The sequence below is a fragment of the Paracoccus sp. MKU1 genome, assembly GCF_001447385.1.
In the GTDB taxonomy this organism is placed as follows: Bacteria; Pseudomonadota; Alphaproteobacteria; order Rhodobacterales; family Rhodobacteraceae; genus Paracoccus.
In genome coordinates, this window is record NZ_LLWQ01000064.1 from 106,639 (window position 1) to 130,254 (window position 23,616).

At 66.8% G+C, this 23,616-nt stretch carries 27 protein-coding genes; 20 read left to right on the forward strand and 7 right to left on the reverse strand.

Features of this window, described 5'->3' with window-relative positions; translation table 11 throughout:
• The first annotated feature begins 5 nt into the window (after positions 1-5).
• The gene (gene pheT / locus AQY21_RS04125) at positions 6-2,393 is read left to right on the forward strand and encodes a phenylalanine--tRNA ligase subunit beta (protein WP_058096527.1); all 2,388 of its coding nucleotides are present in this window, start codon (positions 6-8) and stop codon (positions 2,391-2,393) included.
• Between the two features lie 69 nt (positions 2,394-2,462).
• On the opposite strand, the gene AQY21_RS04130 is transcribed toward pheT, so the two are convergent.
• Positions 2,463-3,065 (reverse strand): sulfotransferase family 2 domain-containing protein, encoded by a 603-nt coding sequence (locus AQY21_RS04130; protein ID WP_058096528.1) that lies wholly within the window; start codon positions 3,063-3,065, stop codon positions 2,463-2,465.
• 71 nt (positions 3,066-3,136) lie between these two features.
• On the reverse strand, positions 3,137-3,838 hold the full coding sequence (locus tag AQY21_RS04135; RefSeq protein ID WP_058096529.1) for a glutathione S-transferase C-terminal domain-containing protein: 702 nt from the start codon (positions 3,836-3,838) through the stop codon (positions 3,137-3,139).
• 97 nt (positions 3,839-3,935) lie between these two features.
• On the opposite strand from AQY21_RS04135, the gene mscL reads away from it, so the two are divergent.
• Together mscL and AQY21_RS04145 are read left to right on the forward strand one after the other, a co-directional pair.
• Positions 3,936-4,373, forward strand: a complete 438-nt coding sequence (mscL, locus tag AQY21_RS04140) for a large conductance mechanosensitive channel protein MscL (RefSeq protein ID WP_058096530.1) — start codon at positions 3,936-3,938, stop codon at positions 4,371-4,373.
• A gap of 153 nt (positions 4,374-4,526) precedes the next feature.
• Positions 4,527-4,985: an Lrp/AsnC family transcriptional regulator gene (locus tag AQY21_RS04145; protein WP_203416382.1), complete on the forward strand. Its 459-nt coding sequence runs from the start codon at positions 4,527-4,529 to the stop codon at positions 4,983-4,985.
• 58 nt (positions 4,986-5,043) lie between these two features.
• Here the strand turns inward: AQY21_RS04145 and rpsU are convergent, their stop codons facing one another.
• The gene (gene rpsU / locus AQY21_RS04150) at positions 5,044-5,250 is read right to left on the reverse strand and encodes a 30S ribosomal protein S21 (protein WP_011748553.1); all 207 of its coding nucleotides are present in this window, start codon (positions 5,248-5,250) and stop codon (positions 5,044-5,046) included.
• Between the two features lie 124 nt (positions 5,251-5,374).
• On the opposite strand from rpsU, the gene AQY21_RS04155 reads away from it, so the two are divergent.
• Both AQY21_RS04155 and AQY21_RS04160 read left to right on the forward strand, forming a co-directional pair.
• Positions 5,375-6,061 carry a COQ9 family protein gene (locus AQY21_RS04155; protein WP_058096532.1) on the forward strand — a complete coding sequence of 229 codons (687 nt, stop codon included), beginning with the start codon at positions 5,375-5,377 and terminating at the stop codon, positions 6,059-6,061.
• Positions 6,062-6,072: 11 nt separating this feature from the next.
• Entirely contained in the window at positions 6,073-7,050 is a 978-nt protein-coding gene (locus AQY21_RS04160) for an NAD(P)H-quinone oxidoreductase (RefSeq protein ID WP_058096533.1), read from the forward strand.
• 231 nt (positions 7,051-7,281) lie between these two features.
• On the opposite strand, the gene AQY21_RS04165 is transcribed toward AQY21_RS04160, so the two are convergent.
• Positions 7,282-7,902, reverse strand: a complete 621-nt coding sequence (locus AQY21_RS04165) for a ribonuclease T2 (RefSeq protein ID WP_058096534.1) — start codon at positions 7,900-7,902, stop codon at positions 7,282-7,284.
• A 160-nt stretch (positions 7,903-8,062) separates the two neighbouring features.
• Between AQY21_RS04165 and AQY21_RS04170 the strand changes: the two genes are divergently transcribed.
• Complete coding sequence (locus AQY21_RS04170; RefSeq protein ID WP_058096535.1) at positions 8,063-8,809, forward strand: DUF1013 domain-containing protein; 747 nt, start codon at positions 8,063-8,065, stop codon at positions 8,807-8,809.
• 46 nt (positions 8,810-8,855) lie between these two features.
• Here AQY21_RS04170 and AQY21_RS04175 read toward each other — a convergent pair whose 3' ends face one another.
• Positions 8,856-10,328, reverse strand: coding sequence for an NAD-dependent succinate-semialdehyde dehydrogenase (locus AQY21_RS04175; RefSeq protein ID WP_058096536.1), 1,473 nt, complete (start codon positions 10,326-10,328; stop codon positions 8,856-8,858).
• Positions 10,329-10,612: 284 nt separating this feature from the next.
• Between AQY21_RS04175 and AQY21_RS04180 the strand changes: the two genes are divergently transcribed.
• Positions 10,613-11,317: a DNA alkylation repair protein gene (locus AQY21_RS04180; RefSeq protein WP_058096537.1), complete on the forward strand. Its 705-nt coding sequence runs from the start codon at positions 10,613-10,615 to the stop codon at positions 11,315-11,317.
• Here AQY21_RS04180 and AQY21_RS04185 read toward each other — a convergent pair.
• On the reverse strand, positions 11,305-11,826 hold the full coding sequence (locus AQY21_RS04185; RefSeq protein WP_058096538.1) for a hypothetical protein: 522 nt from the start codon (positions 11,824-11,826) through the stop codon (positions 11,305-11,307). The genes AQY21_RS04180 and AQY21_RS04185 overlap by 13 nt on opposite strands.
• Before the next feature lie 127 nt (positions 11,827-11,953).
• Here AQY21_RS04185 and moaA point away from each other — a divergent pair, with 127 nt between their 5' ends.
• Positions 11,954-12,988: a GTP 3',8-cyclase MoaA gene (gene moaA, locus AQY21_RS04190; RefSeq protein ID WP_203416376.1), complete on the forward strand. Its 1,035-nt coding sequence runs from the start codon at positions 11,954-11,956 to the stop codon at positions 12,986-12,988.
• On the opposite strand, the gene AQY21_RS04195 is transcribed toward moaA, so the two are convergent.
• Positions 12,985-13,338 (reverse strand): GFA family protein, encoded by a 354-nt coding sequence (locus AQY21_RS04195; protein WP_058096539.1) that lies wholly within the window; start codon positions 13,336-13,338, stop codon positions 12,985-12,987. The genes moaA and AQY21_RS04195 overlap by 4 nt on opposite strands.
• 147 nt (positions 13,339-13,485) lie before the next feature.
• Here AQY21_RS04195 and uvrA point away from each other — a divergent pair, with 147 nt between their 5' ends.
• The 12 genes from uvrA (at position 13,486) to AQY21_RS29150 (ending at position 23,516) form a co-directional block, all read left to right on the forward strand.
• Positions 13,486-16,344, forward strand: coding sequence for an excinuclease ABC subunit UvrA (gene uvrA / locus AQY21_RS04200; protein ID WP_058096540.1), 2,859 nt, complete (start codon positions 13,486-13,488; stop codon positions 16,342-16,344).
• On the forward strand, positions 16,341-16,709 hold the full coding sequence (locus tag AQY21_RS04205; protein ID WP_058096541.1) for a DUF4260 domain-containing protein: 369 nt from the start codon (positions 16,341-16,343) through the stop codon (positions 16,707-16,709). Before uvrA ends, AQY21_RS04205 begins: the two co-directional genes overlap by 4 nt.
• 182 nt (positions 16,710-16,891) lie before the next feature.
• A complete protein-coding gene (locus AQY21_RS04210) occupies positions 16,892-17,257 on the forward strand; it encodes an NADH-quinone oxidoreductase subunit A (protein WP_028711929.1) in 366 nt (121 codons plus the stop codon).
• On the forward strand, positions 17,248-17,781 hold the full coding sequence (locus AQY21_RS04215; protein ID WP_058096542.1) for an NADH-quinone oxidoreductase subunit B family protein: 534 nt from the start codon (positions 17,248-17,250) through the stop codon (positions 17,779-17,781). The genes AQY21_RS04210 and AQY21_RS04215 overlap by 10 nt, the downstream gene beginning before the upstream one ends.
• Before the next feature lie 3 nt (positions 17,782-17,784).
• Positions 17,785-18,411, forward strand: a complete 627-nt coding sequence (locus AQY21_RS04220) for an NADH-quinone oxidoreductase subunit C (protein ID WP_058096543.1) — start codon at positions 17,785-17,787, stop codon at positions 18,409-18,411.
• 52 nt (positions 18,412-18,463) lie between these two features.
• Entirely contained in the window at positions 18,464-19,702 is a 1,239-nt protein-coding gene (locus AQY21_RS04225) for an NADH-quinone oxidoreductase subunit D (RefSeq protein ID WP_058096544.1), read from the forward strand.
• Complete coding sequence (gene nuoE, locus AQY21_RS04230) at positions 19,702-20,421, forward strand: NADH-quinone oxidoreductase subunit NuoE (protein WP_058096545.1); 720 nt, start codon at positions 19,702-19,704, stop codon at positions 20,419-20,421. Before AQY21_RS04225 ends, nuoE begins: the two co-directional genes overlap by 1 nt.
• Before the next feature lie 29 nt (positions 20,422-20,450).
• Positions 20,451-21,104, forward strand: a complete 654-nt coding sequence (locus tag AQY21_RS04235) for a hypothetical protein (protein ID WP_058096546.1) — start codon at positions 20,451-20,453, stop codon at positions 21,102-21,104.
• On the forward strand, positions 21,104-21,367 hold the full coding sequence (locus tag AQY21_RS04240; RefSeq protein WP_058096547.1) for a DUF5337 domain-containing protein: 264 nt from the start codon (positions 21,104-21,106) through the stop codon (positions 21,365-21,367). Before AQY21_RS04235 ends, AQY21_RS04240 begins: the two co-directional genes overlap by 1 nt.
• 4 nt (positions 21,368-21,371) lie before the next feature.
• Positions 21,372-22,667, forward strand: coding sequence for an NADH-quinone oxidoreductase subunit NuoF (gene nuoF / locus AQY21_RS04245; protein WP_058096548.1), 1,296 nt, complete (start codon positions 21,372-21,374; stop codon positions 22,665-22,667).
• 181 nt (positions 22,668-22,848) lie between these two features.
• Positions 22,849-23,250: a DUF5333 domain-containing protein gene (locus AQY21_RS04250; RefSeq protein ID WP_058096549.1), complete on the forward strand. Its 402-nt coding sequence runs from the start codon at positions 22,849-22,851 to the stop codon at positions 23,248-23,250.
• Complete coding sequence (locus tag AQY21_RS29150) at positions 23,247-23,516, forward strand: hypothetical protein (protein ID WP_058096550.1); 270 nt, start codon at positions 23,247-23,249, stop codon at positions 23,514-23,516. The genes AQY21_RS04250 and AQY21_RS29150 overlap by 4 nt, the downstream gene beginning before the upstream one ends.
• Positions 23,517-23,616: the final 100 nt, after the last annotated feature.

The window sequence follows — 23,616 nt, forward strand, 5'->3', positions numbered from 1 at the left end:
GCGACATGAAATTCACCCTCTCCTGGCTCAAGGAGCATCTCGACACGACCGCCAGCCTCGACGAGATCACCGAGGCGCTGACCGATCTCGGCCTCGAGGTCGAGGGCGTGACCGATCCGGCTGCCAAGCTGAAGGCCTTCACGCTGGCCAAGGTTCTGCATGCCGAGCAGCATCCTGATGCCGACAGGCTGCGGGTCTGCAAGGTGCTGACGGACGAGGGCGAGAAGCAGATCGTCTGCGGCGCTCCCAATGCCCGCGCCGGCATCACCGTGGTGCTGGCCAAGCCCGGCGATTACGTCCCCGGCATCGACGTGACCCTGGGCGTCGGCAAGATCCGCGGCGTCGAGAGCCATGGCATGATGGCCTCGGAACGCGAACTGGAGCTTTCGGACGAGCATAACGGCATCATCGAGCTTCCCTCGGGCGAGGTGGGCGAGAGGTTCGTTGACTGGCTGGCCGCGAACCGCCCCGAGGCGGTTGATCCGGTCATCGAGATCAAGATCACCCCGAACCGCCCCGACGCGCTGGGTGTCCACGGTGTCGCCCGCGACCTGGCGGCGCGCGGCCTGGGCGCGCTGAAGCCGGTCGAGGACGTGACTGTGCCCGGCAGCTTCCCCTCGCCGATCAAGGTGGCGATCACGCCGGAGATGGCCGAGAAGGCGCCGTTCTTCTCGGGTCGGCTGATCCGCGGGGTCAGGAACGGCTCCTCGCCCGAATGGCTGCAAAAGCGGCTGACCGCCATCGGGCTGCGGCCGATCAATGCGCTGGTGGACATCACCAACCTTTTCACCTTCGACCTGAACCGGCCGCTGCATGTCTTCGACGCCGACAAGGTCAGGGGCAACCTGATCGTGCGCCCCTCGGTCGAGGGCGAGGAACTGCTGGCGCTGGACGGCAAGACCTATGCCTTCGCGCCCGGCACCATGATCATCGCCGACGAGGCCGGCCCCGAAAGCATCGCCGGCATCATGGGCGGCGAGCATAGCGGCTGCTCGGATGGGACGGTCAACGTCTTTCTGGAAAGCGCCTATTGGGACCCCATCGCCATCGCCACGGCTGGCCGGGCGCTGAAGATCAACTCCGATGCCCGATACCGCTTCGAGCGCGGCGTGGACCCGGCCTTCACCCGGCCGGGGCTGGAACTGGCGACACAGATGATCCTGGAGCTTTGCGGCGGCGAGGCCTCCGAGGTGGTGACGGCAGGCGCGGTGCCCGACACCAGCCGCAGCTACCGGCTGGAGCCGGCGCGGGTCAGCAGCCTGGTCGGCATGGACATACCCGAAGCCGAGCAGCGTGCGACCCTGGCGGCCTTGGGCTTCCGGCTGGAGGGCGACCAGGCTTATGTCCCCAGCTGGCGCCCCGACGTGCAGGGCAGCGCCGATCTGGTCGAGGAGGTGGCGCGCATCGCCTCGCTGACCAGGCTGCAAGGTCAGCCGCTGCCGCGTCCGCAGGCGGGCGTGCCGCAGCCGGTGCTGACGCCCTTGCAACGCCGCGAACAGGCGGCGCGGCGCATCGCGGCGAGCCTGGGCTATAACGAATGCGTCACCTACAGCTTCATCGACAGATCGGCCGCCGCGCTGTTCGGCGGCGGCTCTGACGCGGTCAGGATCGAGAACCCGATCAGCAGCGAGATGACGCATATGCGCCCCGACCTCTTGCCGGGCCTGCTGGCGGCGGCGGCACGCAACCAGGCGCGCGGCTTTGCCGATCTGGCGCTGTTCGAATGCGGCCCGGTCTTCCATGGCGGCGAGCCGGGCGAGCAGGATCTGCATCTCTCGGGCATCCTGGTTGGCGCGAGCGCGGCGCGCGATCCTTATGGCTCGCGCCGCAAGGTGGATATCTATGACGCCAAGGCCGATGCCGAGGCGGTCTTGCAGGCCATCGGCGCGCCGGCCAAGGCGCAGATCACCCGCAAGCTGGACGGCTGGTGGCATCCGGGCCGGGCCGGCAACATCGCGCTGGGGCCGAACGCGCTGGCGACATTCGGGGAGATACACCCCCGCGTGCTGCGGCATTTCGGCATCAAGGGCGCGGCGGTCGGCTTTACCGTCCGCATCGCCGCCGTGCCGCTGCCCAAGGTCAGGACGCCCTCGCGCCCGGCGCTGGTGCTGTCGGATTTGCAGGCGGTCGAACGCGACTTCGCCTTTGTCGTGGATGCGCAGGTCGAGGCGCTGACGCTGGTGAACGCCGCGGCGGGCGCGGACAAGGCCCTGATCGAGCGGGTGACGGTCTTCGACCAGTTCACCGGGCTGGAGGGCGGCAAGAAATCCATCGCCATCACCGCGCGGCTCCAGCCGCGGGAAAAGACCCTGACCGATGCCGAGATCGAGGCCGTCAGCGCCAAGATCGTCGAGAAGGTGAGCAAGGCCACCGGCGGCGTGCTGCGGAGTTGAGGCGGCTGCACCTGGTCTGCAAGGCCGGGGTTCACGCCCCGGCCGTGTCATTTCGCGGCAGCCTTCGGTTCAATCGGTGTAATAGCCCAGCACTTCGAAATCGCGGGCGTAATGGTCGCGCACCCGGATCCGGTCCACCTGGTCCCAGGCGATCTCCAGCGGGTCGGACCGCAAATCATGCGACAGGCTTTCGGGCGGGGCGATCCCCAGCCATTCCGCCATGCGCGCGACCGGGGCCTGCAACCCATCCTCGAACCGGAATATCTCGACCTCGCTGCCGAGGAACTCCCATTGCGGGCGCAGGTGGTTGTCGAGGCAGAAAGGCGCGCGTTTCTGGCGGTTGAGCCAATCCTCCAGCCAGAGCGAGAAGGTGGGCAGCCCCTTGAAGAAACTCTCCTTCGCCAGATGCACCCGCATCCGGTATTCGCTGGCGATGCGGTCGTAGGGATTGCGCGCCGCCGTCAGCGCATGGTCGAAATATCCCTCGCCCAGAAGCGTACGGATGTCCTGTATGCGCAGATGCTGGGGCGTGGATTTCATCGCCGCAGGAATGCCCTGGCTGAACAGGCGTAGCGGCGCGATGCCCTGCATCCAGTTCTCGGTCGAAGTGCCGCCGGTCTTGGAGATGTGGATGAAAAGGATGCGTTTTCCGTTATACTCGATAAAAGGCATGAGACCGTCCGTAATGTTTCCCGGACGGCCCATGAATTGCGCATCGGTTGCAAGCCCTGCCGCGATGCCGGTCAGGCCGCGCCCACCTCGATGCCGCGCTGCACGGCGGGGCGGGCAAGGAAACGCTCCAGATAGGCCTGCACATTGGCAAAGCCGTCCATGCCGGTTTCCGCCTCGGCCTCGTAATTGACCCGCACCGTGCGCAGCCAGGGCCCGATGGCCATGTCGGCGATGGAATATTCGCCGGTGATCCAGTCCCGCCCCTCAAGCTGCTTGTCCAGCACGCCCAGCAACCGCCGTGCCTCGTTGTAATAGCGGGTGCGCGGGCGGGGATCCTCGATCTCGCTGCCCTTGTAGCGGTGGAAATAGCCGACCTGGCCGAACATCGGCCCGACGCCGCCCATCTGCCACATCAGCCACTGGATGGTGTGATAGCGCGCAGTACCCGAAGCGGGCAGGAACTTGCCGGTCTTGTCGCCCAGATAGATCAGCATGGCGCCGGTCTCGAACAGGCCCATGGGCTTGCCGTCCGGCCCGTTCGGGTCGATCATCGCCGGAATCTTGTTGTTGGGGTTCAGCGACAGGAATTCCGGGGTGAACTGGTCCTCGGGATCGCCGATGCTGATGCGGTGGGCGTCGTAGTCCAGCCCGCATTCCTCCAGCATGACCGAGGTCTTGATGCCGTTCGGCGTGTTCAGCGTGTAAAGCTGGATGACGTCGGGTCGCCGCGGCGGCCAGCGCCGGGTGATCGGGAAATCGGAAAGTGCCGTCATGTCGTTTCCTGTCCAGTCCTGTCTCATGTTGCAAGGAGTTAGCGTGATGTGGCAGCCTTCGCCGGAACACGCGCAACAGGCTGGGAAAGGTAAGCCCATGTTCAAGGAGTTCAAGGAATTCATCGCCCGGGGCAATGTCATTGACCTTGCCGTCGGCATCATCATCGGCGCGGCCTTCACGGCGATCGTGAATTCGCTGGTCGCCGACCTGATCAACCCGATCATCGGCCTGCTGACCGGCGGCACGGATTTCAGCGGGCATTACCTGGTGCTCAAGGGCGAGGTTCCGCCAGGCGCCAGCTTGCAGGTGGCGCGCGATTCCGGCGCCTCGGTCTTTGCCTATGGCGCCTTCCTGTCGGCGGTCATCAACTTCCTGATCATCGCCTGGGCGGTGTTCCTGCTGGTCAAGGCGGTGAACAGGGTGCAAAGCGCCGCCACCCGCAAGAAAGAGGCCGAGGCCGCCGCTCCGGCCGGGCCTACGCAGGAGGAACTGCTGATGGAGATCCGCGACGAGCTGCGCGCCCGCCGCGCCTGAGATCCTGCCATTCGGCAATGCAGCGGCGCGGCCTCCGGGTCGCGCCCTTGTCGTTTCGGCCAGACGGATTTCGCTTATGTCCGGCCCCCAGCGGCGCTATGGTCGAAGAAACCGGCGCCGTCCGGCGCCCGCGAGACAGGGACCGTCCAGATGATCGAGCTTGACGCAACGGATCGCCGCATTCTCTCCGTCCTGCAACGCGACGGGCGCATGACCAATGCCGATCTCGCGAACGAGGTCGGGCTGTCCCCCAGCGCCTGCCATCGCCGCGTACAGCGGCTGGAGGAGGCCGGGGTGATCCGCGGCTATGTCGCGCTGCTCGACGCGCGCAAGCTGGAGCGCCCGACCACGGTCTTTGTCGAGATCACGCTTTCCGGCCAGGCCGACGAGTTGCTGGAGGCTTTCGAGCGCGCCGTGCGCACCATCCCGGATGTGCTGGAATGCCACCTGATGGCCGGTTCGGCGGATTACCTGCTGAAGGTGGTGGCTCAGGATACCGACGATTTCGCCCGCATCCACCGCCAGCGGCTGGCCAAGCTGCCGGGGGTGCAGCAGATGCATTCGTCCTTCTCGCTGCGCACGGTGGCCTTCACCACGGCGCTGCCGGTGTGAATGAAAAACCCCCGCGCATGGGCACGGGGGTTTTCCTGAAACGAACGTGTCGCTCGTCTTACAGCGCGCCTTCGCGTTGCGCTTTCTTGCGCGCCAGCTTGCGGGCGCGGCGGACGGCCTCGGCCTTTTCACGGGCCTTCTTGACCGAGGGTTTCTCGAAATGCTGCTTGAGCTTCATTTCACGGAACACCCCCTCGCGCTGAAGTTTCTTCTTCAGAGCACGAAGCGCCTGTTCGACGTTGTTGTCGCGAACACTTACCTGCATGTGGTTGTCACCACCTTCCTAGGTTAAAGTTGAGCTGATTTGCAGGACGCGGCCTTCTAGCAAGCCGAATCGGCTTTGTCCAGATTTTCCGGACCGGCGCTGCACGAAGAAAAAGGAGAGTGTCATGACGGATGACCGTGAGCGGCTGATCGAGGCCGCCCTGTCCCATGTCATCTTCGAGGGCATGGGCGAAAAGGCGATTGCCGAGGGCGCGCGCGACATCGGCATGAACCCGGCGCTGGCGCGGGTGCATCTGCCGCGCGGCGGCGCGGATCTTGCCGCCGCCTATCATCGCCGGGGCGATCAGGCGCTGCGTGACTGGCTGGCCGCACACCCGCCCGAGGGGCGGTTTCGCGACCGCGTCTCGGCGGCGGTGATGCAGCGGCTGTCGTTCAGCAGCCGCGAACTCGCACGGGCGGGGGCGACGGTGCTGGCGCTGCCGCAGAACGCGGCGCTGGGTGCGCGGCTGATCTGGGAGACGGCCGATGCGATCTGGGACGGGCTCGGCGACCGTTCCGAGGACGTGAACTGGTATTCCAAGCGCGCGACGCTTTCGGCGGTCTATGGCGCGACGGTGCTCTATTGGCTGGGCGACGATTCGCCCGAGGCCGAGGAGACGCGCCGGTTCCTGGACCGCCGCATCGAGGGGGTGATGCGTTTCGAAAGCCTCAAGGAGCGGGTCGGCGCGTTGCCCGGGGTCTCGGCAGTGACCGGGCTCGCTACGGGCTGGATCAGGCGGCCGGAAAATCGCAATCTGCCCGGAGCGTCGCGCGCGAAGCCGCGCGCCTGGGCAGAAGGAGGCGATGGGTGATACCCGATGTGATGCAGGCGGTCGAGATTTCATCCCCGGGCGGGGCCGAGGTGCTGCGGATGGCGACGCGGCCGGTGCCGGTGGCCGGACATGGCCAGATCCTGATCCGCGTGGCCTGGGCCGGGGTGAACCGTCCCGATGTGCTGCAACGCGCCGGTTCCTATGCGCCGCCGCCGGGGGCATCGGACCTGCCGGGGCTGGAATGTGCCGGGGAGGTGGCGGCCGTGGGCCCGGGGGTCACGCGGTGGAAGCCGGGCGACCGGGTCTGCGCCCTGCTTCCGGGTGGCGGCTATGCGGAATATGCGACATGTCCAGCCGAGCACGCCCTGCCGATCCCCGAGGGACTGTCGCTGCGCGCCGCCGCGGCGCTGCCGGAAACCGCCTTCACGGTCTGGTCCAATGTGGTCATGCGCGGCGGCTTGCAGCCGGGCGAGCGTTTCCTGGTGCATGGCGGCTCTTCGGGCATCGGCACCATGGCGATCCAGGCCGCGCGGGCACTGGGCGCCAGGGTCTGGGCGACGGCGGGTTCGGCCGAGAAATGCGCGGCCTGCGAAAAGCTGGGTGCCAGCGCGATCAACTATCGCGAGGAGGATTTCGTCGCCGTGCTGCGCAAGGCGGGCGGCGCCGACCTGATTCTGGACATGGTCGGCGGCGACTACATCGCCCGCAATATCAGGTGCCTCGCCGATGATGGCCGGCTGGCGATGATCGCCTTCCTCGCCGGCCCCAAGGCCGAGATCAACTTCGCCCAGATCATGACCCGGCGGCTGTCGGTGACGGGCTCGACCCTGCGGCCGCAATCCGATCTGGCCAAGGCGCGCATTGCGCGGGAATTGCAGGAGCGTCTCTGGCCGCTGATCGAGGCCGGGGCGGTGCGTCCGCTGATCGACAGCACCTTCCCAATGCGCGAGGCGGCCCAGGCGCATCGCCACATGGAGGGAAGCGGCCATATCGGCAAGATCCTGTTGCAGGTCTCGACCGCGCCTTGAGCCGTTCGGGGCCTTGGCACGGTCTGGGGCCTCCGGCGGGGATATTTCGACACGAAAGAAAAGCACACACCCCGCCCGCCGGAGCTGAAGGCTGGGGTGTGGCTTCTTCCGTGACGGCCATCGGCGTCCCCGCCTGTTCCGTAATGCCAGGCTGGCAGAAAATCCTTGCGATTCGGTTAACGGCTTCTTTCGTGTCGAAATATCCCCGCCGGAGGCATCGCGACCGTCCCGTTATCGCGGCGCCGGCATCAGGAAGCGGCCCGAGCAATCGCGCCTAATGTCCGGGGCGCAGGCGCGGGGCTCAAGCGAGGGGGTCAGGCAGATGCGGACCTCCTGCAGCGCGCGATCCCGGCAGGTCACGGTGATGCTGTCGCGTACAAGCTCGGGATTGGCTTCGATGAAGGCGTCTTCCACCCGCTTCGCGGGCAGGGTCACGTCGCGGTCGAACTGACGCAATGTCTCGGGCAGGGTGATCCGGCCGGCGGCCTTGCGGGTCAGGGCGAAATAGTCCTGTGCGGACAGGCCCGAACAGCGGCCGTGCTTTTTCCATTGATGCCAGGCCAGCCCGCCCGATCCCATCACATCCGCCATGGCCCGGGTCTCGCGGCGCGAGGGATCGCGGGCATCGGTCCGGCAGTCTTCGGGCCAGCCGCTCTCATATTGCGGCCAGAGGCCATGGACGACAAAACCCAGGCGCCGCCCGGTCGCGCATTGCTCGGCATTCCCCTCGTTGCGGCACCAACTGGGCGACCAGCTCAGCGACAGGACATAATAGTCGAACCGCCCGCCGATGTCCTGGGCCAGGGCGGCGGGGGCGAACAGCAGAAGCGCGATCAGGGCAGGCAGTGTCATGGCGGCAAGCCTAGCGTCGGTCTTTGCCCTGCGCCACGAATTTCAGGCTTTATTTTGGCCCCTTCCGGCCCTATATAGCCGGTCAATCCCCCGAAAATGGAATGGCAGCCGCCGAAAGCCGTTTTCCCCGGCCGGTAGAGATATTGTTAAGGAGAAGGTCATGAACAAGCCGCTGATGGCCAAGGCCACCGCCGTCTGGCTGGTCGATAACACGACGCTGAGCTTCAAGCAGATTGCCGATTTCTGCGGCATGCACGAGCTCGAGGTCCAGGGCATCGCCGACGGCGACGTAGCCGTGGGCGTCAAGGGCTTCGACCCGGTCGCCTCGAACCAGCTCGACGCCTCCGAGATCGAGAAGGGCCAGAAGGATCCGCGCTACAAGCTGAAGCTCAAGCACAATCCTGCGGCCGAAGGCGAGGAAAAGCGCCGCGGGCCGCGCTACACCCCGCTGAGCAAGCGGCAGGACCGGCCGAACGCCATCCTGTGGCTGGTCAAGTTCCACCCGGAACTGGCCGATGCGCAGATCGCCAAGCTGGTCGGCACCACCAAGCCGACCATCGCCTCGATCCGCGAGCGTACGCATTGGAACATCCAGAACATGCAGCCCATCGACCCGGTGGCGCTGGGCCTGTGCCGGCAGTCCGAACTGGACGCCGCCGTGCAGAAGGCGGCCAAGAAAAAGGCTGCTGAGGGCGGGGCCATGACCGACGACGAGCGCCGCAAGCTGCTGTCCACCGAAACCTCGCTGGCCATGTCGGACGAGCCGCGCCTGCCATCCTCGATCGCCGGGCTGGAGAATTTCAGCCTCAGCAAGGATGACGAAGAGCCCGAGCAGGACGACAACCTGGATGCGGATAGCTTCTTCAACCTGCCCGATGCGGATGACGACGAGGACGAGGATCACTGATCCCGCAGCCCCCGGAGCCAGGCTCCGGGGGTTCTTTTTTCGCCGGTCAGATCGACAGGCAGATGTATTTCATCTCCAGGTAATCCTCGATGCCGTGGCGCGAGCCCTCGCGGCCGAGGCCGGATTGCTTGACGCCGCCGAAAGGCGCCACCTCGGTCGAGATGATGCCGGTGTTCACCCCGACGATGCCGTATTCCAGCGCCTCCTGCACCCGGGTGATGCGGCCGATGTCGCGGGCATAGAAATACGAGGCCAGCCCGAAGATGGTGGCATTGGCGCGCTCGATGGCCTCCTCCTCGGTCTCGAACCGGAACAGCGGCGCCAGCGGGCCGAAGGTCTCCTCGGTCGCCACCTTCATCTTGTCGGTGATGCCGGTGACGACGGTCGGGTCGAAGAACAGCCCCTCGCGCGGCTTGCCGCCGGTGACCACGGTGGCGCCGCCCTCGACGGCGTCCTGGATATGCTCCTGCACCTTCTCGACCGCATCCCGGTTGATCAGCGGACCGGTGGTCACGCCTTGCTCGAGCCCGTCGCCGACGCGCAGCTTGTCCACCGCCGTCGCCAGCCGTTTCGCGAATTCGTCATAGACCCCGGCCTGGACATAGATGCGGTTGGCGCAGACGCAGGTCTGGCCGTTGTTGCGGAATTTCGACGCCATGGCGCCCTCGACCGCCGCGTCGAGATCGGCATCGTCGAAAACGATGAAGGGCGCGTTGCCGCCCAGTTCCATCGAGCATTTCAGCACCTGGTCGGCGGCCTGGCGCAGCAGGATGCGCCCGACCTCGGTCGAGCCGGTGAAGGTCAGCTTGCGGACCAGCGGGTTCTCGCAGAACTCCTTGCCGATATCCGAGGAGCGCGACGAGGTCACGATGCTGAACAGTCCCTTGGGCACGCCCGCGCGCTCGGCCAGCACCGCCAGCGCCAGGGCCGAAAGCGGCGTTTCGGCGGCGGGGCGGCCGACGAATCCGCACCCCGCAGCGATGGCCGGGCCGCATTTGCGGGTGATCATCGCGTTCGGGAAGTTCCATGGCGTGATCGAGCCGACCACGCCGATCGGCTGGCGGATCACCGTCAGGCGCTTGTCGGGCTGGTGGCCGGGGATGGTCTCGCCATAGATGCGCTTCGCCTCCTCGCCGAACCATTCGATGAAGCTGGCGCCATAGGCGATTTCGCCCTTGGCCTCGGGCAGGGGCTTGCCCTGTTCGGCGGTCAGGATCTTGCCCAGGTCGTCCTGGTTTTCCATCATCAGGTCGAACCATTTGCGCATGATCTGCGCGCGGTCCTTGGCGGTGCGGGCGGCCCAGCCCTTCATCGCCTCGGCGGCGGCCGCAATGGCGCGTCCGACCTCGGCCCGGCTCAGGTCGGCGACCTCGGCGATCACGTCGCCGCGCGCCGGGTTCACCACCGGAAAGGTCTTGCCGTCATCGGCGTCGATCCACTCGCCGGCGACATAGGCGCGGGTCTCGAGCAGCGCGGGGTCTTTCAGCAGCATCTTCAGGTCGGTCGCAGGCTTGTTCATGGCGTGGCTCCTTCCATTCCGGTCGGATGCAGGCTTGCGCTTTTGCCGGGCCAACGCAAGCCGGTGCCGGCCCGTGCCGGGGATCGAGGAATTGTGATGAACCGGATCGGCATTTGCGGCGTTGGCTTCCCATCGTCAGGTTTCCCTCTTGGCGTATTCGACTGGGGCGGCGTCTCTCTCTGGCGTCGCCCCTTTTTCATTGCTTCTTTTCGCCAGCGGGGCGGATTATGCCCTGCACGGGGCCGCAGATCGGCCGGCTCCGGAGGTATTGGACAGCGGAGACGATGCGGGAACTGGATGAGCTGAAGGCGTTGGGCGATGCCGGCAAGGCGGCGGAGATGGCGGCCTATCACAAGACGGTGCGGCCCTATCTGGGCGTGGCGGTGCCGGTGATCGACGCGCTTGCGCGCGGCTGGCGGGCCGGGCTGGACGTGCCGGCGCGGGTCGATCTGGCGCGGCGGCTGTGGGACAGCGATGTGCATGAGGCGCGGATCGCGGCGGCGAAGCTGCTGACCCAGGCGCGCATCCGGCCCGATGAGGAAGTCTGGCGGCTGATTGCCGGCTGGGTGCCGCAATTCGACGCCTGGGCGATCGCCGACCACGCCATGAAGGCGGGTGAGCGGCGGCTGCTGGCCCAGCCCGCGCGGCTGGATGAAGTCGAGCCCTGGCTGGAGCATCCGAGCTTCTGGGTGCGGCGCGCGGCGCTGGTCGGCACGCTGCCCTGGACGCATCTCCGCAACCCCAAGCCGGAGGATCTGGAGCGGCGCGAGCGGGTGCTGTCCTGGCTGGCCCGACTGGCCGACGACCGGGAATGGTTCGTGCAAAAGGCCATCGGCTGGTGGTTGCGCGAATTGTCCAAGCACGATCCCCAGCGCGTGCGCGACTGGCTGGCGGCAGATGGCGCGCGCCTGAAACCCTTTGCCCGGCGCGAGGCCGGACGGTGGCTGCCGGAAAACCGCGATGCTGCCCGGGGCGGTCAGCTGCCATAGACCTCGATGGTGGGCAGGTCGGTCAGGCTGACGCCGATCAGCTGCAAGGCCGGCAACGAGACCTGGCTGCCGCCGCTGGCCGGCCCGTCCAGCGGGATCAGGCGCACCTTGGCGGATTTGCCGTTCGCCGGGTTCACGATGCGGCCGTCGGCCTCGGTTTTCGTCAGCGGAGTCTTGATCCAGAACCCGGGTTGCGACGGGTCGCCCAGCGAGGCGATGGTGGTGCCCAGCCGGCGCTCCCCCGTCGTGGGCGGGGCGGCGGCGGCGGCCCTCTGCTCGCGGGTGGTGGTGTCGAACTCCGCCGCCGTGCGTGCGGCGGGCGAGGGCCGCGCGGCCGCGGTGACGAGGGCGGTGCCGGCGGCGCTGGCCGCATCTTGGGCGTCGCCGTCGCTGCTGGCGGTTGCGCCGGGCGTGCGGGGCGCGGTCTGCGGTGTCTTGTCGGCAGGGGTGCAGGCGGCCAGTGCCAGCAGCGTCAGCGTGCCCAGCAGGCGCAGGATCGGCTTGGTCATCGGCAATTCCCGTGTCCTTGTGATCGTCTTTCTGGTGGGGCGAGGCTAGACTCGGGCAGGCCCCTCTGTCCACCGGCGCTTCCATTCTTGGTTACGAGACTATCAACGGATCGGCTGGCTTGTGCCGATGCCGGGTCATGCCTATCTTGGCGTCATGGACGCGCAGGCCCCGCTGATTGACCCTTTTGCCAGACCGATCACCTACCTTCGGGTGTCGGTGACGGATCGTTGCGATTTCCGCTGCACCTATTGCATGGCCGAACATATGCAGTTCCTGCCCAAGCGCGACCTGCTGACGCTGGAGGAGCTGGACCGGCTGTGTTCCGCCTTTGTCGGCCTTGGCGTGCGCAAGCTGCGGATCACCGGCGGCGAGCCGCTGGTGCGGCGCAACATCATGGAATTCTTCCGCGCCATGTCGCGCCATCTGGGTGCAGGGCTCGACGAACTGACGCTGACCACCAATGGCAGCCAGCTGGCGCGATTCGCGGATGAACTGGCCGATTGCGGCGTGCGGCGGGTCAATATCTCGCTGGATACCCTGGACGAGCAGCGTTTCGCGCAGATCACCCGCTGGGGCAGATTGCCGCAGGTCTTGCAGGGGATCGAGGCCGCGAAAGCCGCCGGCATGCGGGTCAAGATCAACACCGTCGCGCTGAAGGGCTTCAACGAGGACGAGCTGTTCCGCCTGACCGACTGGTGCGCGGCGAACGACCACGACCTGACCTTCATCGAGGTCATGCCCATGGGCGAGATGGGCGAGGAGCAGCGGCTGGACCAGTATTGGGCGCTGTCCGACCTGCGCACGCGGCTTGCGGAACGCTTTACCCTGACGCCGCTGGCCGAGCGCACCGGCGGGCCGGCACGCTATGTCCGCCTTGAGGAGACCGGGCAGAAGATCGGCTTCATCACCCCGCTCACGCATAATTTCTGCGAAAGCTGCAACCGGGTCCGCATCACCTGCACGGGCGAGCTGTTCATGTGCCTGGGGCAGGAGGACCGCGCCGACCTGCGCGCGCCGCTGCGCGCCAGCCGGGACGACGCGCCGCTGCGCGATGCCATCCGCGAGGCCATTACCCGCAAGCCCAAGGGCCATGACTTCGACTATTCCCGCCGGCAGGTCTCGGGGCAGGTCAGCCGCTTCATGAGCCATACCGGCGGCTAGTAGCTGGCGCCGTCCACCGCCTGGCTGGCCAGTTCGCGCGGATTGATTCCTTCCAGGCAGTTCACGTTCACCGCCACCATCTCGGTCCCGTCCGGTCCCTTGCCGAAAGCATAGGATTCCACGCCGCAGGTCGGGCAGAAGCGGTGGTGGATCTGCTTGCGGTTGAACAGGTATTCCGTCACCGGCCCGTCGCTGGTCAGGTGGAAATCCGCCCGCGGCACGAAGGCCAGCACAAAGCCCAGCCGCTGGCAGCGCGAGCAGTTGCAGGTGAAGGTCTGGTCCAGATCGGCATCCACCTCATAGGCGACGCTGCCGCATTGGCAGCTGCCCTTGTAATGCTGTCGGGTCATCGGGTGCCTCCTTTTCGCGACTCAGCCGCATGGTGGGGCAGGGGGAACGGCGCTGCAAGCGGAAATGTTCCCGAGTTGTTCTGTTTGAGGTTGCCATTTCGGCGCGGATGCCTATCTCATGCGCTTGGCGGAATCAGGACTGGCGCGATGGAACAGAAGTTCATCGAGGTTCGCGGCGCGCGCGAGCACAATCTGAAGAACGTGGACATGGACATTCCCCGCGACAAGCTGGTGGTCATCACCGGCCTGTCGGGCTCGGGCAAGTCCTCGCTGGCCTTCGACACCATCTATGCCGAGGGGCAGAGGCGCTATGTCGAAAGCCTGTCGGCCTATGCCCGACAGTTCCTCGACATGATGGGCAAGCCGGATGTCGACCATATCTCGGGCCTGTCGCCGGCGATTTCCATCGAGCAGAAGACCACCTCGAAGAACCCGCGCTCGACCGTCGGCACGGTGACCGAGATCTACGACTACCTGCGGCTGCTCTTTGCCCGGGCCGGCACGCCCTATTCGCCGGCGACCGGCCTGCCCATCGAGGCGCAGCAGGTGCAGGACATGGTGGACCGGGTGATGGAATTGCCCGAGGGCACGCGCGCCTATCTGCTGGCGCCCATCGTCCGCGACCGCAAGGGCGAGTACAAGAAGGAATTCCTGGAGCTGCGCAAGCAGGGCTTCCAACGCGTCAAGGTCAACGGCCAGTTCTACGAACTGGACGAGCCGCCGACCCTCGACAAGAAATTCCGCCACAATATCGACGTGGTGGTGGACCGCATCGTCGTGCGCGAGGGCATGGAGACGCGGCTCGCCGACAGTTTCCGCACCGCGCTGGACCTGGCAGACGGCATCGCCGTGCTGGAAACTGCGCCCTCCGAAGGCGAGCCCGAGCGTATCACCTTCAGCGAGAATTTCGCCTGCCCGGTCAGCGGCTTCACCATCCCCGAGATCGAGCCGCGGCTGTTTTCCTTCAACGCGCCCTTCGGTGCCTGCCCGGTCTGCGACGGGCTGGGGGTCGAGCTGTTCTTCGACGACCGCCTCGTGGTGCCCGATTCGGCGCTGTCGGTGGCGCAGGGGGCCATCGCGCCCTGGGCCAAGTCGAAATCGGCCTATCTGACCCAGACCGTCAACGCGCTGGCCAAGTTCTACGGCTTCGACAAGAAGACGCCATGGAAGGACCTGCCAGAAGCGGTGCGCGAGATGTTCCTGCGCGGTTCGGGCAAGGACGAGATCCCGTTCCGCTTCGACGATGCCGGCCGCGTCTATGAGGTCACCCGTCAGTTCGAGGGGGTGATCCCGAACATGGAGCGGCGGCTGCGCGAAAGCGACTCGGCCTGGGTGCGCGAGGAATTCGAGAAATACCAGAACAACCGCCCCTGCGGCGCCTGCAACGGCTATCGGCTGAAGCCCGAGGCGCTGGCGGTCAGGATCGCCGGCAGCCATATCGGCAATGTCACCGAACTGTCGATCCGCGAGGCGCTGGCCTGGGTCGAGGCGGCGCCCAGGCACCTGACCAAGCAGAAGAACGAGATCGCCGCCGCCATCCTCAAGGAAATCCGCGAAAGGCTGGGTTTCCTGGTCAATGTCGGGCTGGACTACCTGACGCTGTCCCGCGCGGCGGGAACGCTTTCGGGCGGCGAAAGCCAGCGCATCCGGCTGGCCAGCCAGATCGGCTCGGGGCTGACCGGCGTGCTCTACGTGCTGGACGAGCCCTCGATCGGGCTGCACCAGCGCGACAACGACCGCTTGCTCTCGACGCTCAAGGGGCTGCGCGACCAGGGCAATTCCGTGCTGGTGGTCGAACATGACGAGGATGCGATTCGCCATGCCGATTACGTTTTCGACATCGGCCCGGGGGCGGGGGTGCATGGCGGCCAGATCGTCGCCCAAGGCACGCCGGCCGAAATCGCCGCCGATCCTTGCAGCCTGACCGGGCAATACCTGTCCGGCACGCGCGAGATTCCGGTCCCCGACGAGCGGCGCAAGGGCAATGGCAAGGCGGTCAAGGTGGTCGGTGCCACCGGCAACAATCTCAAGAACGTCACGGCCGAGTTCCCGCTGGGCAGGTTCGTCTGCGTCACCGGCGTCTCGGGCGGCGGCAAGTCCACCCTGACCATCGAGACGCTGTTCAAAACCGCCAGCCTGCGGCTTAATGGCGCACGCCAGACCCCGGCCCCATGCGAGACGATCAAGGGACTCGAGCTGCTCGACAAGGTGATCGACATCGACCAGCGCCCCATCGGCCGCACGCCGCGCAGCAACCCGGCGACCTATACCGGCGCTTTCACCCCGATCCGCGACTGGTTCGCCGGCCTGCCCGAGGCCAAGGCGCGCGGCTACAAGCCCGGCCGCTTCAGCTTCAACGTCAAGGGCGGCCGCTGCGAGGCCTGCCAGGGCGACGGCGTCATCAAGATCGAGATGCATTTCCTGCCCGACGTCTATGTCACCTGCGAGACCTGCAAGGGCAAACGCTACAACCGCGAGACGCTGGAGGTGACCTTCAAGGGCAAGTCCATCGCCGATGTGCTGGACATGACGGTCGAGGACGCGCAGGAGTTTTTCAAGGCCGTGCCCTCGATCCGCGAAAAGATGGACGCGCTGGTCGAGGTGGGCCTGGGCTATATCAAGGTCGGCCAGCAGGCCACGACGCTGTCGGGCGGCGAGGCGCAGCGGGTCAAGCTGTCCAAGGAACTGTCGCGCCGCGCCACCGGCAAGACGCTGTATATCCTGGACGAACCGACCACGGGCCTGCATTTCGAGGATGTGCGCAAGCTCTTGGAAGTGCTGCATTCCCTGGTCGATCAGGGCAATACGGTGGTGGTGATCGAGCACAACCTGGACGTCATCAAGACCGCCGACTGGATCATCGACATCGGCCCCGAGGGCGGCGACGGTGGCGGCCGCATCGTCGCCACCGGCACGCCCGAGCAGGTGGCGAAGGTGCCGGAAAGCCACACCGGCCGCTATCTGGCGCCGATGCTCGCGGCGGCGCGCAGCCGCGCCGCGGAATGAGCGCCGTGCCCTGGCAGCGGGCCGAAGGCGCCGGGCTGGCGCTTGGCGGATTGCTGGTGGCCGCCCTGGCGGCGCCGGGCTGGGGCGCACCGGCCTGGCTGGCGATTCTGCTGGCGCCGGACTTGACCATGGCGGGCTATCTGGCCGGGCCGCGCCTCGGCGCGGCGCTTTACAACCTGGGCCACCTCTATGCCCCGGCCTTCCTGCTCATGGTGTTGGGCGTGGCGTTGGGTTCGACCGGGCTGATCGCCGGCGGCGGGCTGTGGCTGGCGCATGTCGGCTTCGACCGGGCGCTGGGTTACGGGCTGAAACTGCCCTCGGGCTTTCGCGACACGCATCTGGGCCGCATCGGCCGGGAAGGCTGAGTAAAATACCTTGAAAATCCGGCGCCGGGCCCTGTGGTTCTGCTGCTCTGCACGGGCTGCAAAGCCGGGGTGACGCTGGGTCCCACCGTTGACCATATCCGCGACCGGGGATAAACGGACCTTAGCCAAACCCATCGCGGGGCGCCAGTCGGGTTCCTGCGAGCGAAAGGGAGCCCAACCCAGTGGAATACCTGCTGCAAGAATACCTGCCGATCCTGGTCTTTCTGGGAATGGCCTCGGCCCTGGCCATCGTGCTGATTCTGGCGGCCGCGGTCATCGCCGTGCGCAACCCGGACCCGGAAAAGGTCAGCGCCTATGAATGCGGCTTCAACGCCTTCGACGATGCGCGGATGAAGTTCGACGTGCGCTTCTATCTGGTGTCGATCCTGTTCATCATCTTCGACCTCGAAGTGGCCTTCCTGTTCCCCTGGGCGGTGAGCTTTGGCAGCCTGTCGGACGTGGCTTTCTGGGGTATGATGGTGTTCCTGGCCGTTCTGACCGTGGGCTTCGCCTATGAATGGAAGAAAGGGGCGCTGGAATGGGCGTGATGACCGGATTGAATACCGCCGGCGTCGACCGCGAGGTCGCCACGGCCGAGCTGAATCGCGAGTTGCAGGACAAGGGCTTCCTGCTGACCACCACCGAGGACATCATCAACTGGGCGCGCAACGGCTCGCTGCACTGGATGACCTTCGGCCTGGCCTGCTGCGCGGTCGAGATGATGCAGACCTCGATGCCGCGCTATGACCTGGAGCGCTTCGGCACCGCGCCGCGCGCCAGCCCGCGCCAGTCGGACCTGATGATCGTCGCTGGCACCCTGACCAACAAGATGGCGCCGGCGCTGCGCAAGGTCTATGACCAGATGCCCGAGCCGCGCTATGTGATCAGCATGGGCAGCTGCGCCAATGGCGGCGGCTACTATCATTATTCCTATTCGGTGGTGCGCGGCTGCGACCGCATCGTGCCGGTGGACATCTATGTCCCGGGCTGCCCGCCGACCGCCGAGGCGCTGCTCTACGGCATCCTGCAACTCCAGCGCCGCATCCGGCGCACCGGCACGCTGGTGAGGTGAGCCATGTCCGAAGCCCTCTCTGACGAAGCCCTGCTGGAACTGGCCGAGCATATCGCGCTCCGCCGCGAGAACGACGTGATCTCGACCCAGGTCGCCTTCGGCGAGCTGACGGTGCATGCCACATTGTCGGGCGTGATCGGCCTGATCGAATTCCTGCGCAACGATCCGAACTGCCGCTTTTCCACGCTGATCGATATCACGGCGGTGGACAACCCGGCGCGGCCGGCGCGTTTCGACGTGGTCTATCACCTGCTGTCGATGTATCAAAACCAGCGCATCCGGGTGAAGGTCCAGGTGCGCGAGGACGAGCTGGTGCCCAGCCTGACCGGCGTCTTTCCGGGGGCCAACTGGTACGAGCGCGAGGTCTTCGATCTGTTCGGCATCCTGTTCTCGGGCCATGCCGACCTGCGCCGCATCCTGACCGACTATGGCTTCCGCGGCCATCCGCTGCGCAAGGATTTCCCGACCACCGGCTATGTCGAGGTGCGCTGGAGCGACATCGAGAAGCGCGTGGTCTACGAGCCGGTGAACCTGGTTCAGGAATACCGCCAGTTCGACTTCCTGTCCCCGTGGGAGGGCGCGAAATACGTGCTTCCGGGCGACGAGAAGGCGCCGGAGGCGAAGAAGTGACCGCAGCCGCGCAGCCTGCCTGCGCGCCACGCATCGGATTTGAGGGCTGACCATGGACGGCGACATCCGCAAGAACAGCTATGACGACGGCTCGATGGACGCCCTGACCGGCGAGCAGAGCATCCGCAACTTCAACATCAACTTCGGCCCGCAGCACCCGGCCGCCCATGGCGTGCTGCGCATGGTGCTGGAGCTGGACGGCGAGATCGTCGAGCGCGCCGACCCGCATATCGGCCTGCTGCATCGCGGCACCGAGAAGCTGATGGAGAGTCGCACCTATCTCCAGAACCTGCCCTACCTTGACCGGCTCGACTATGTGGCGCCGATGAACCAGGAACATGCCTGGTGCCTGGCGATCGAGCGGCTGACCGGCACCACGGTCCCGCGCCGGGCCAGCCTGATCCGGGTGCTTTACTCGGAAATCGGCCGCATCCTGAACCACCTGATGGGCATCACCACCGGCGCCATGGACGTCGGCGCGCTGACCCCGCCGCTCTGGGGCTTCGAGGCGCGCGAAGAGCTGATGATCTTCTACGAACGCGCCTGCGGGGCACGGCTGCACGCCGCCTATTTCCGCCCCGGCGGGGTGCATCAGGACCTGCCGCCCGATCTTCTGGACGACATCGAGGAATGGTGCGAACGCTTCCCGAAGCTGGTCGACGACCTCGACACGCTGCTGACGGAAAACCGCATCTTCAAGCAGCGCCTGGTCGATATCGGCATCGTCACCGAGGAGGACGCGCTGGACTGGGGCTATAGCGGCGTCATGGTGCGCGGCTCGGGCCTGGCTTGGGATCTGCGGCGGGCGCAGCCCTATGAATGCTATGACGAGTTCGACTTCCAGATCCCGGTGGGCAGGAACGGCGACTGCTATGACCGCTATCTGTGCCGCATGGCCGAGATGCGCGAATCCTGCAAGATCATGCAGCAGGCGGTCCGCAAGCTGCGCGCCGAGCCGGCGGGCGACGTTCTGGCCCGCGGCAAGCTGACCCCGCCCAGGCGCGCCGAGATGAAGCGCGACATGGAAGCCCTGATCCATCACTTCAAGCTTTACACCGAGGGCTTCCGGGTCCCGGCAGGCGAGGTCTATGCCGCCGTCGAGGCGCCCAAGGGCGAGTTCGGCGTCTATCTGGTCGCCGACGGCACCAACAAGCCCTGGCGCGCCAAGCTGCGCGCGCCCGGTTTTGCGCATCTCCAGTCGATCGACTGGATGTCGCGCGGCCATATGCTGGCCGACGTCCCGGCGATCATCGCCACGCTCGACATCGTTTTCGGAGAGGTTGACCGCTGATGCTGCGCCGTCTGTCCCCCATCCAGCCGGACTCCTTCGAGTTCACGCCCGCCAACCTGGAATGGGCCCGCGCCCAGATGACCAAATACCCGGAAGGCCGCCAGCAATCGGCGATCATCCCGGTGCTGTGGCGCGCGCAGGAGCAGGAGGGCTGGCTGAGCCGCCCGGCCATCGAATATTGCGCCGACCTGCTCGGGATGCCCTATATCCGGGCGCTCGAGGTCGCGACCTTCTATTTCATGTTCCAGCTCCAGCCGGTCGGTTCGGTCGCGCATATCCAGATCTGCGGCACCACGACCTGCATGATCTGCGGCGCCGAGGACCTGATCCGGGTCTGCAAGGAAAAGATCGCGCCCGAGCCGCATGCGCTGTCGGCGGACGGCCGGTTCTCCTGGGAAGAGGTCGAGTGCCTGGGCGCCTGCACCAACGCGCCCATGGCCCAGATCGGCAAGGATTTCTACGAGGACCTGACGGCCGAGAAGCTGTCGGCGCTGCTCGACCGCTTCGCTGCCGGCGAGGTGCCGGTGCCGGGCCCGCAGAACGGCCGGTTCTCGGCCGAACCGCTGGGCGGGCCGGTGGCCCTGGCCGATCTTAAGGGCGGCGATACCTATAACGCCAGCGTCGCCCGGGCGGTGCTGTTGGGCGATACGATCAAGCGCATCGACGGCACCGAGGTGCCGGTCACCACGCCTTGGCTTGCGGCGCAGAACGGCGCCTAATCGTTACGGACGGGAGCGGTCGGATCACGATGGGACGGGCGGAGTGCAACAGGAACTGCTGGATCTCGGCGGCAATCGCCGGGGTGGTGGTGCTGCTGTTCACTGCCGGCATCGGCGATATGCACTGGCTGGCCGGGCTGTTCCTGGGGGGCGTGACATTCGCGCTGTTCGGGGCGCTGCTGATCTGGCTGGTCTGCCACGAGCGGCCCGAGCTGTTCGAGGATGGGGCCGGCCTGACCGGCACCGACTGGCAGCGGGCCGCGATGGGGGGGCAGCCCGAGACGCTGCTGGTCAGCGGCGCGCTGGAGCCCGGGGTGAAGGGCTCGAGCTCGCAGACGCCCATCGTGGCCGGGGCGATGCCCGCGCCGTCGCCGTCTCCGTCGCCCGAACCGCGGCCCGAGGCCAAGCCTGCGGCGCTGGCCAGGGCCGTGCCGCAGGCCGACGATCTGAAGCGGATCAAGGGCATCGGCCCGAAGATCTCGGATTGGCTGAACGCGCAGGGCGTGACCCGCTATGACCAGATCGCCGCTTGGGACGCGGCCACCGTCGCCGATTTCGCGCAACGGCTGGGCCGGATGGGCGGGCGGATCGAGGCCGACGACTGGGTCGGTCAGGCGAAGCTTCTGGCGGCGGGCGGCGAGACCAGCCATTCGCGCCGCATCGACAAGGGCGAGGCCGGCTGATGGCCCGCCAGACAGGACATCGGGCGTCGCAGGCGGATCGGGCCGCTGCGGCGGACGCCCGGCAGATGCGGCTGGTGGCGGTGGTGATCGCCGTGACCATGGCGCTGTGGCTTGGGGTGCAATGGCTGGGGGGCCAGCAGGACTGGCCCGCGAAATACGCCTTTCTCGCCGATCTGGCGGCGATTGGGGCCTTGATCTGGTCGCTTTTGGTGACCTTTCGGATCTGGCGGCGGCGCAAGGCGTCCTCGCAGGGACAAGGATAAGACGATGCTGAACGATCAGGACCGGATCTTTACGAACCTCTACGGCATGGGCGACCGCAGCCTGGCCGGCGCGAGAAAGCGCGGCCATTGGGACGGCACCGCCGCGATCATCCAGCGCGGGCGCGACAAGATCATCGACGAGATGAAGGCCTCGGGCCTGCGCGGCCGCGGCGGCGCCGGTTTCCCGACCGGGATGAAATGGTCCTTCATGCCCAAGGAATCGGACGGCCGCCCCTCCTACCTGGTCATCAACGCCGACGAATCCGAGCCCGCGACCTGCAAGGACCGCGAGATCATGCGCCACGATCCGCACACGCTGATCGAGGGCGCGCTGATCGCCAGCTTCGCCATGGGCGCCCATGCCGCCTATATCTACATCCGCGGCGAGTTCATCCGCGAGCGCGAGGCGCTGCAAGCCGCCATCGACGAATGCTATGACGCCGGGCTTCTGGGCCGCAACGCCGCCGGTTCGGGCTGGGATTTCGACCTCTACCTGCATCACGGTGCCGGCGCCTATATCTGCGGCGAGGAAACCGCGCTGCTGGAATCGCTGGAAGGCAAGAAGGGCATGCCGCGCATGAAGCCGCCCTTCCCGGCGGGCGCGGGCCTCTATGGCTGCCCGACCACAGTGAACAACGTCGAATCGATCGCCGTGGTGCCGACCATCCTGCGCCGCGGCGCGGAATGGTTCGCCGGCTTCGGCCGCCCGAACAACGCCGGCGTCAAGCTCTATGGCCTGACCGGCCACGTCAACACCCCTTGCGTGGTCGAGGAGGCCATGTCGATCCCCATGCGCGAGCTGATCGAAAAGCATGGCGGCGGCATCCGCGGCGGCTGGAAGAACCTCAAGGCGGTGATCCCCGGCGGCGCCTCCTGCCCGGTGCTGACCGCCGAGATGTGCGAGAACGCCATCATGGATTACGACGGCATGCGCGAGCTGAAATCCAGCTTCGGTACCGCCTGCATGATCGTCATGGACCAGTCCACCGACGTGGTGAAGGCGATCTGGCGGCTGTCGAAATTCTTCAAGCACGAAAGCTGCGGCCAGTGCACCCCCTGCCGCGAGGGCACCGGCTGGATGATGCGGGTGATGGAGCGGCTGGTGCGCGGCGATGCCGAGGTCGAGGAGATCGACATGCTGTTCGACGTGACCAAGCAGGTCGAGGGCCATACCATCTGCGCGCTCGGCGATGCGGCCGCCTGGCCGATCCAGGGCCTGATCCGCAACTTCCGCGAGGAGATCGAGGACCGCATCAAGGCCAAGCGCACCGGGCGCATGGGCGCGATGGCGGCGGAGTAATCGCATGACCCCGACCCCGCACAGCCTGGCGCAGCCGACCCCCCTGGGGGAAGGGCGGCGCGTGCGCGGGTCGGCTGCCATGCAGGCGGCGGGCGCGATCACGCCGCGTTCACCCCAAGGTGCCGAACCGTCGCGGCGGCCTCATGTTTTGGCTGGAGGCCATGACAAGGAGGCTATTGCCATGAAGAAGCTCATTCCTGCCGCGCTGATCGCTGCGGCGCTGGCGACACCCGCCGCCGCGCTGGAGCCGCTGAGCCAGGAGAAATACATCAACGACCGGCTGATCGCGGCGCGCATCGCCGACCGCATCCGCCGCACCTGCGCCAGCATCGACGGCCGCATCCTCTATGCCTATGGCGAGGCGCGCAAGCTCAAGCGCTATGCCGAGCAGAAGGGCTATTCGCGGACCGAGATCGACGCCTTTCTCGACAGCAAGGAAGACAAGGCGCGCATCTATGCCGTGGCCGAGGACTATCTGACCCGGCAGGGCGCCAAGGCGGAAGACCCCGAGAGCTTTTGCCGCATTGGCCGGCAGGAGATCCAGAAGAATACGGTCATTGGCAGCTTGTTGGTGGCGAGATGAGGAAATGGCTGAACTGGATCGGGCTGGGACTGATGGCCGCCGCCGCCGCCTCGATGATCGCGGCGGACGCCTTTGCGGACCCGGCCTCGGACCCGGCGGCGCTCTCGATGCCGGCGCCGGACGGCGGGCAGGGCGATGCGGCCGGCCCGGTCGTGGCCGCCTTCGACGCTCGGCGCGATGCGACGTCCACTGCGCTGCGCTCGGGCGAGCAACTCCGGCTGCCGCCCGGGCTCGTGCCGCAATCCGTCGCGGAGCGGCGGGCATGACGACGGATCGGGCAGCCATAGCGGCGACAGAGAAAACCGGGCCAGCCTTCGGCCAGCATTTACATCGCGCGGACCCTGCCGGAAATCGTGCCGGCAACCG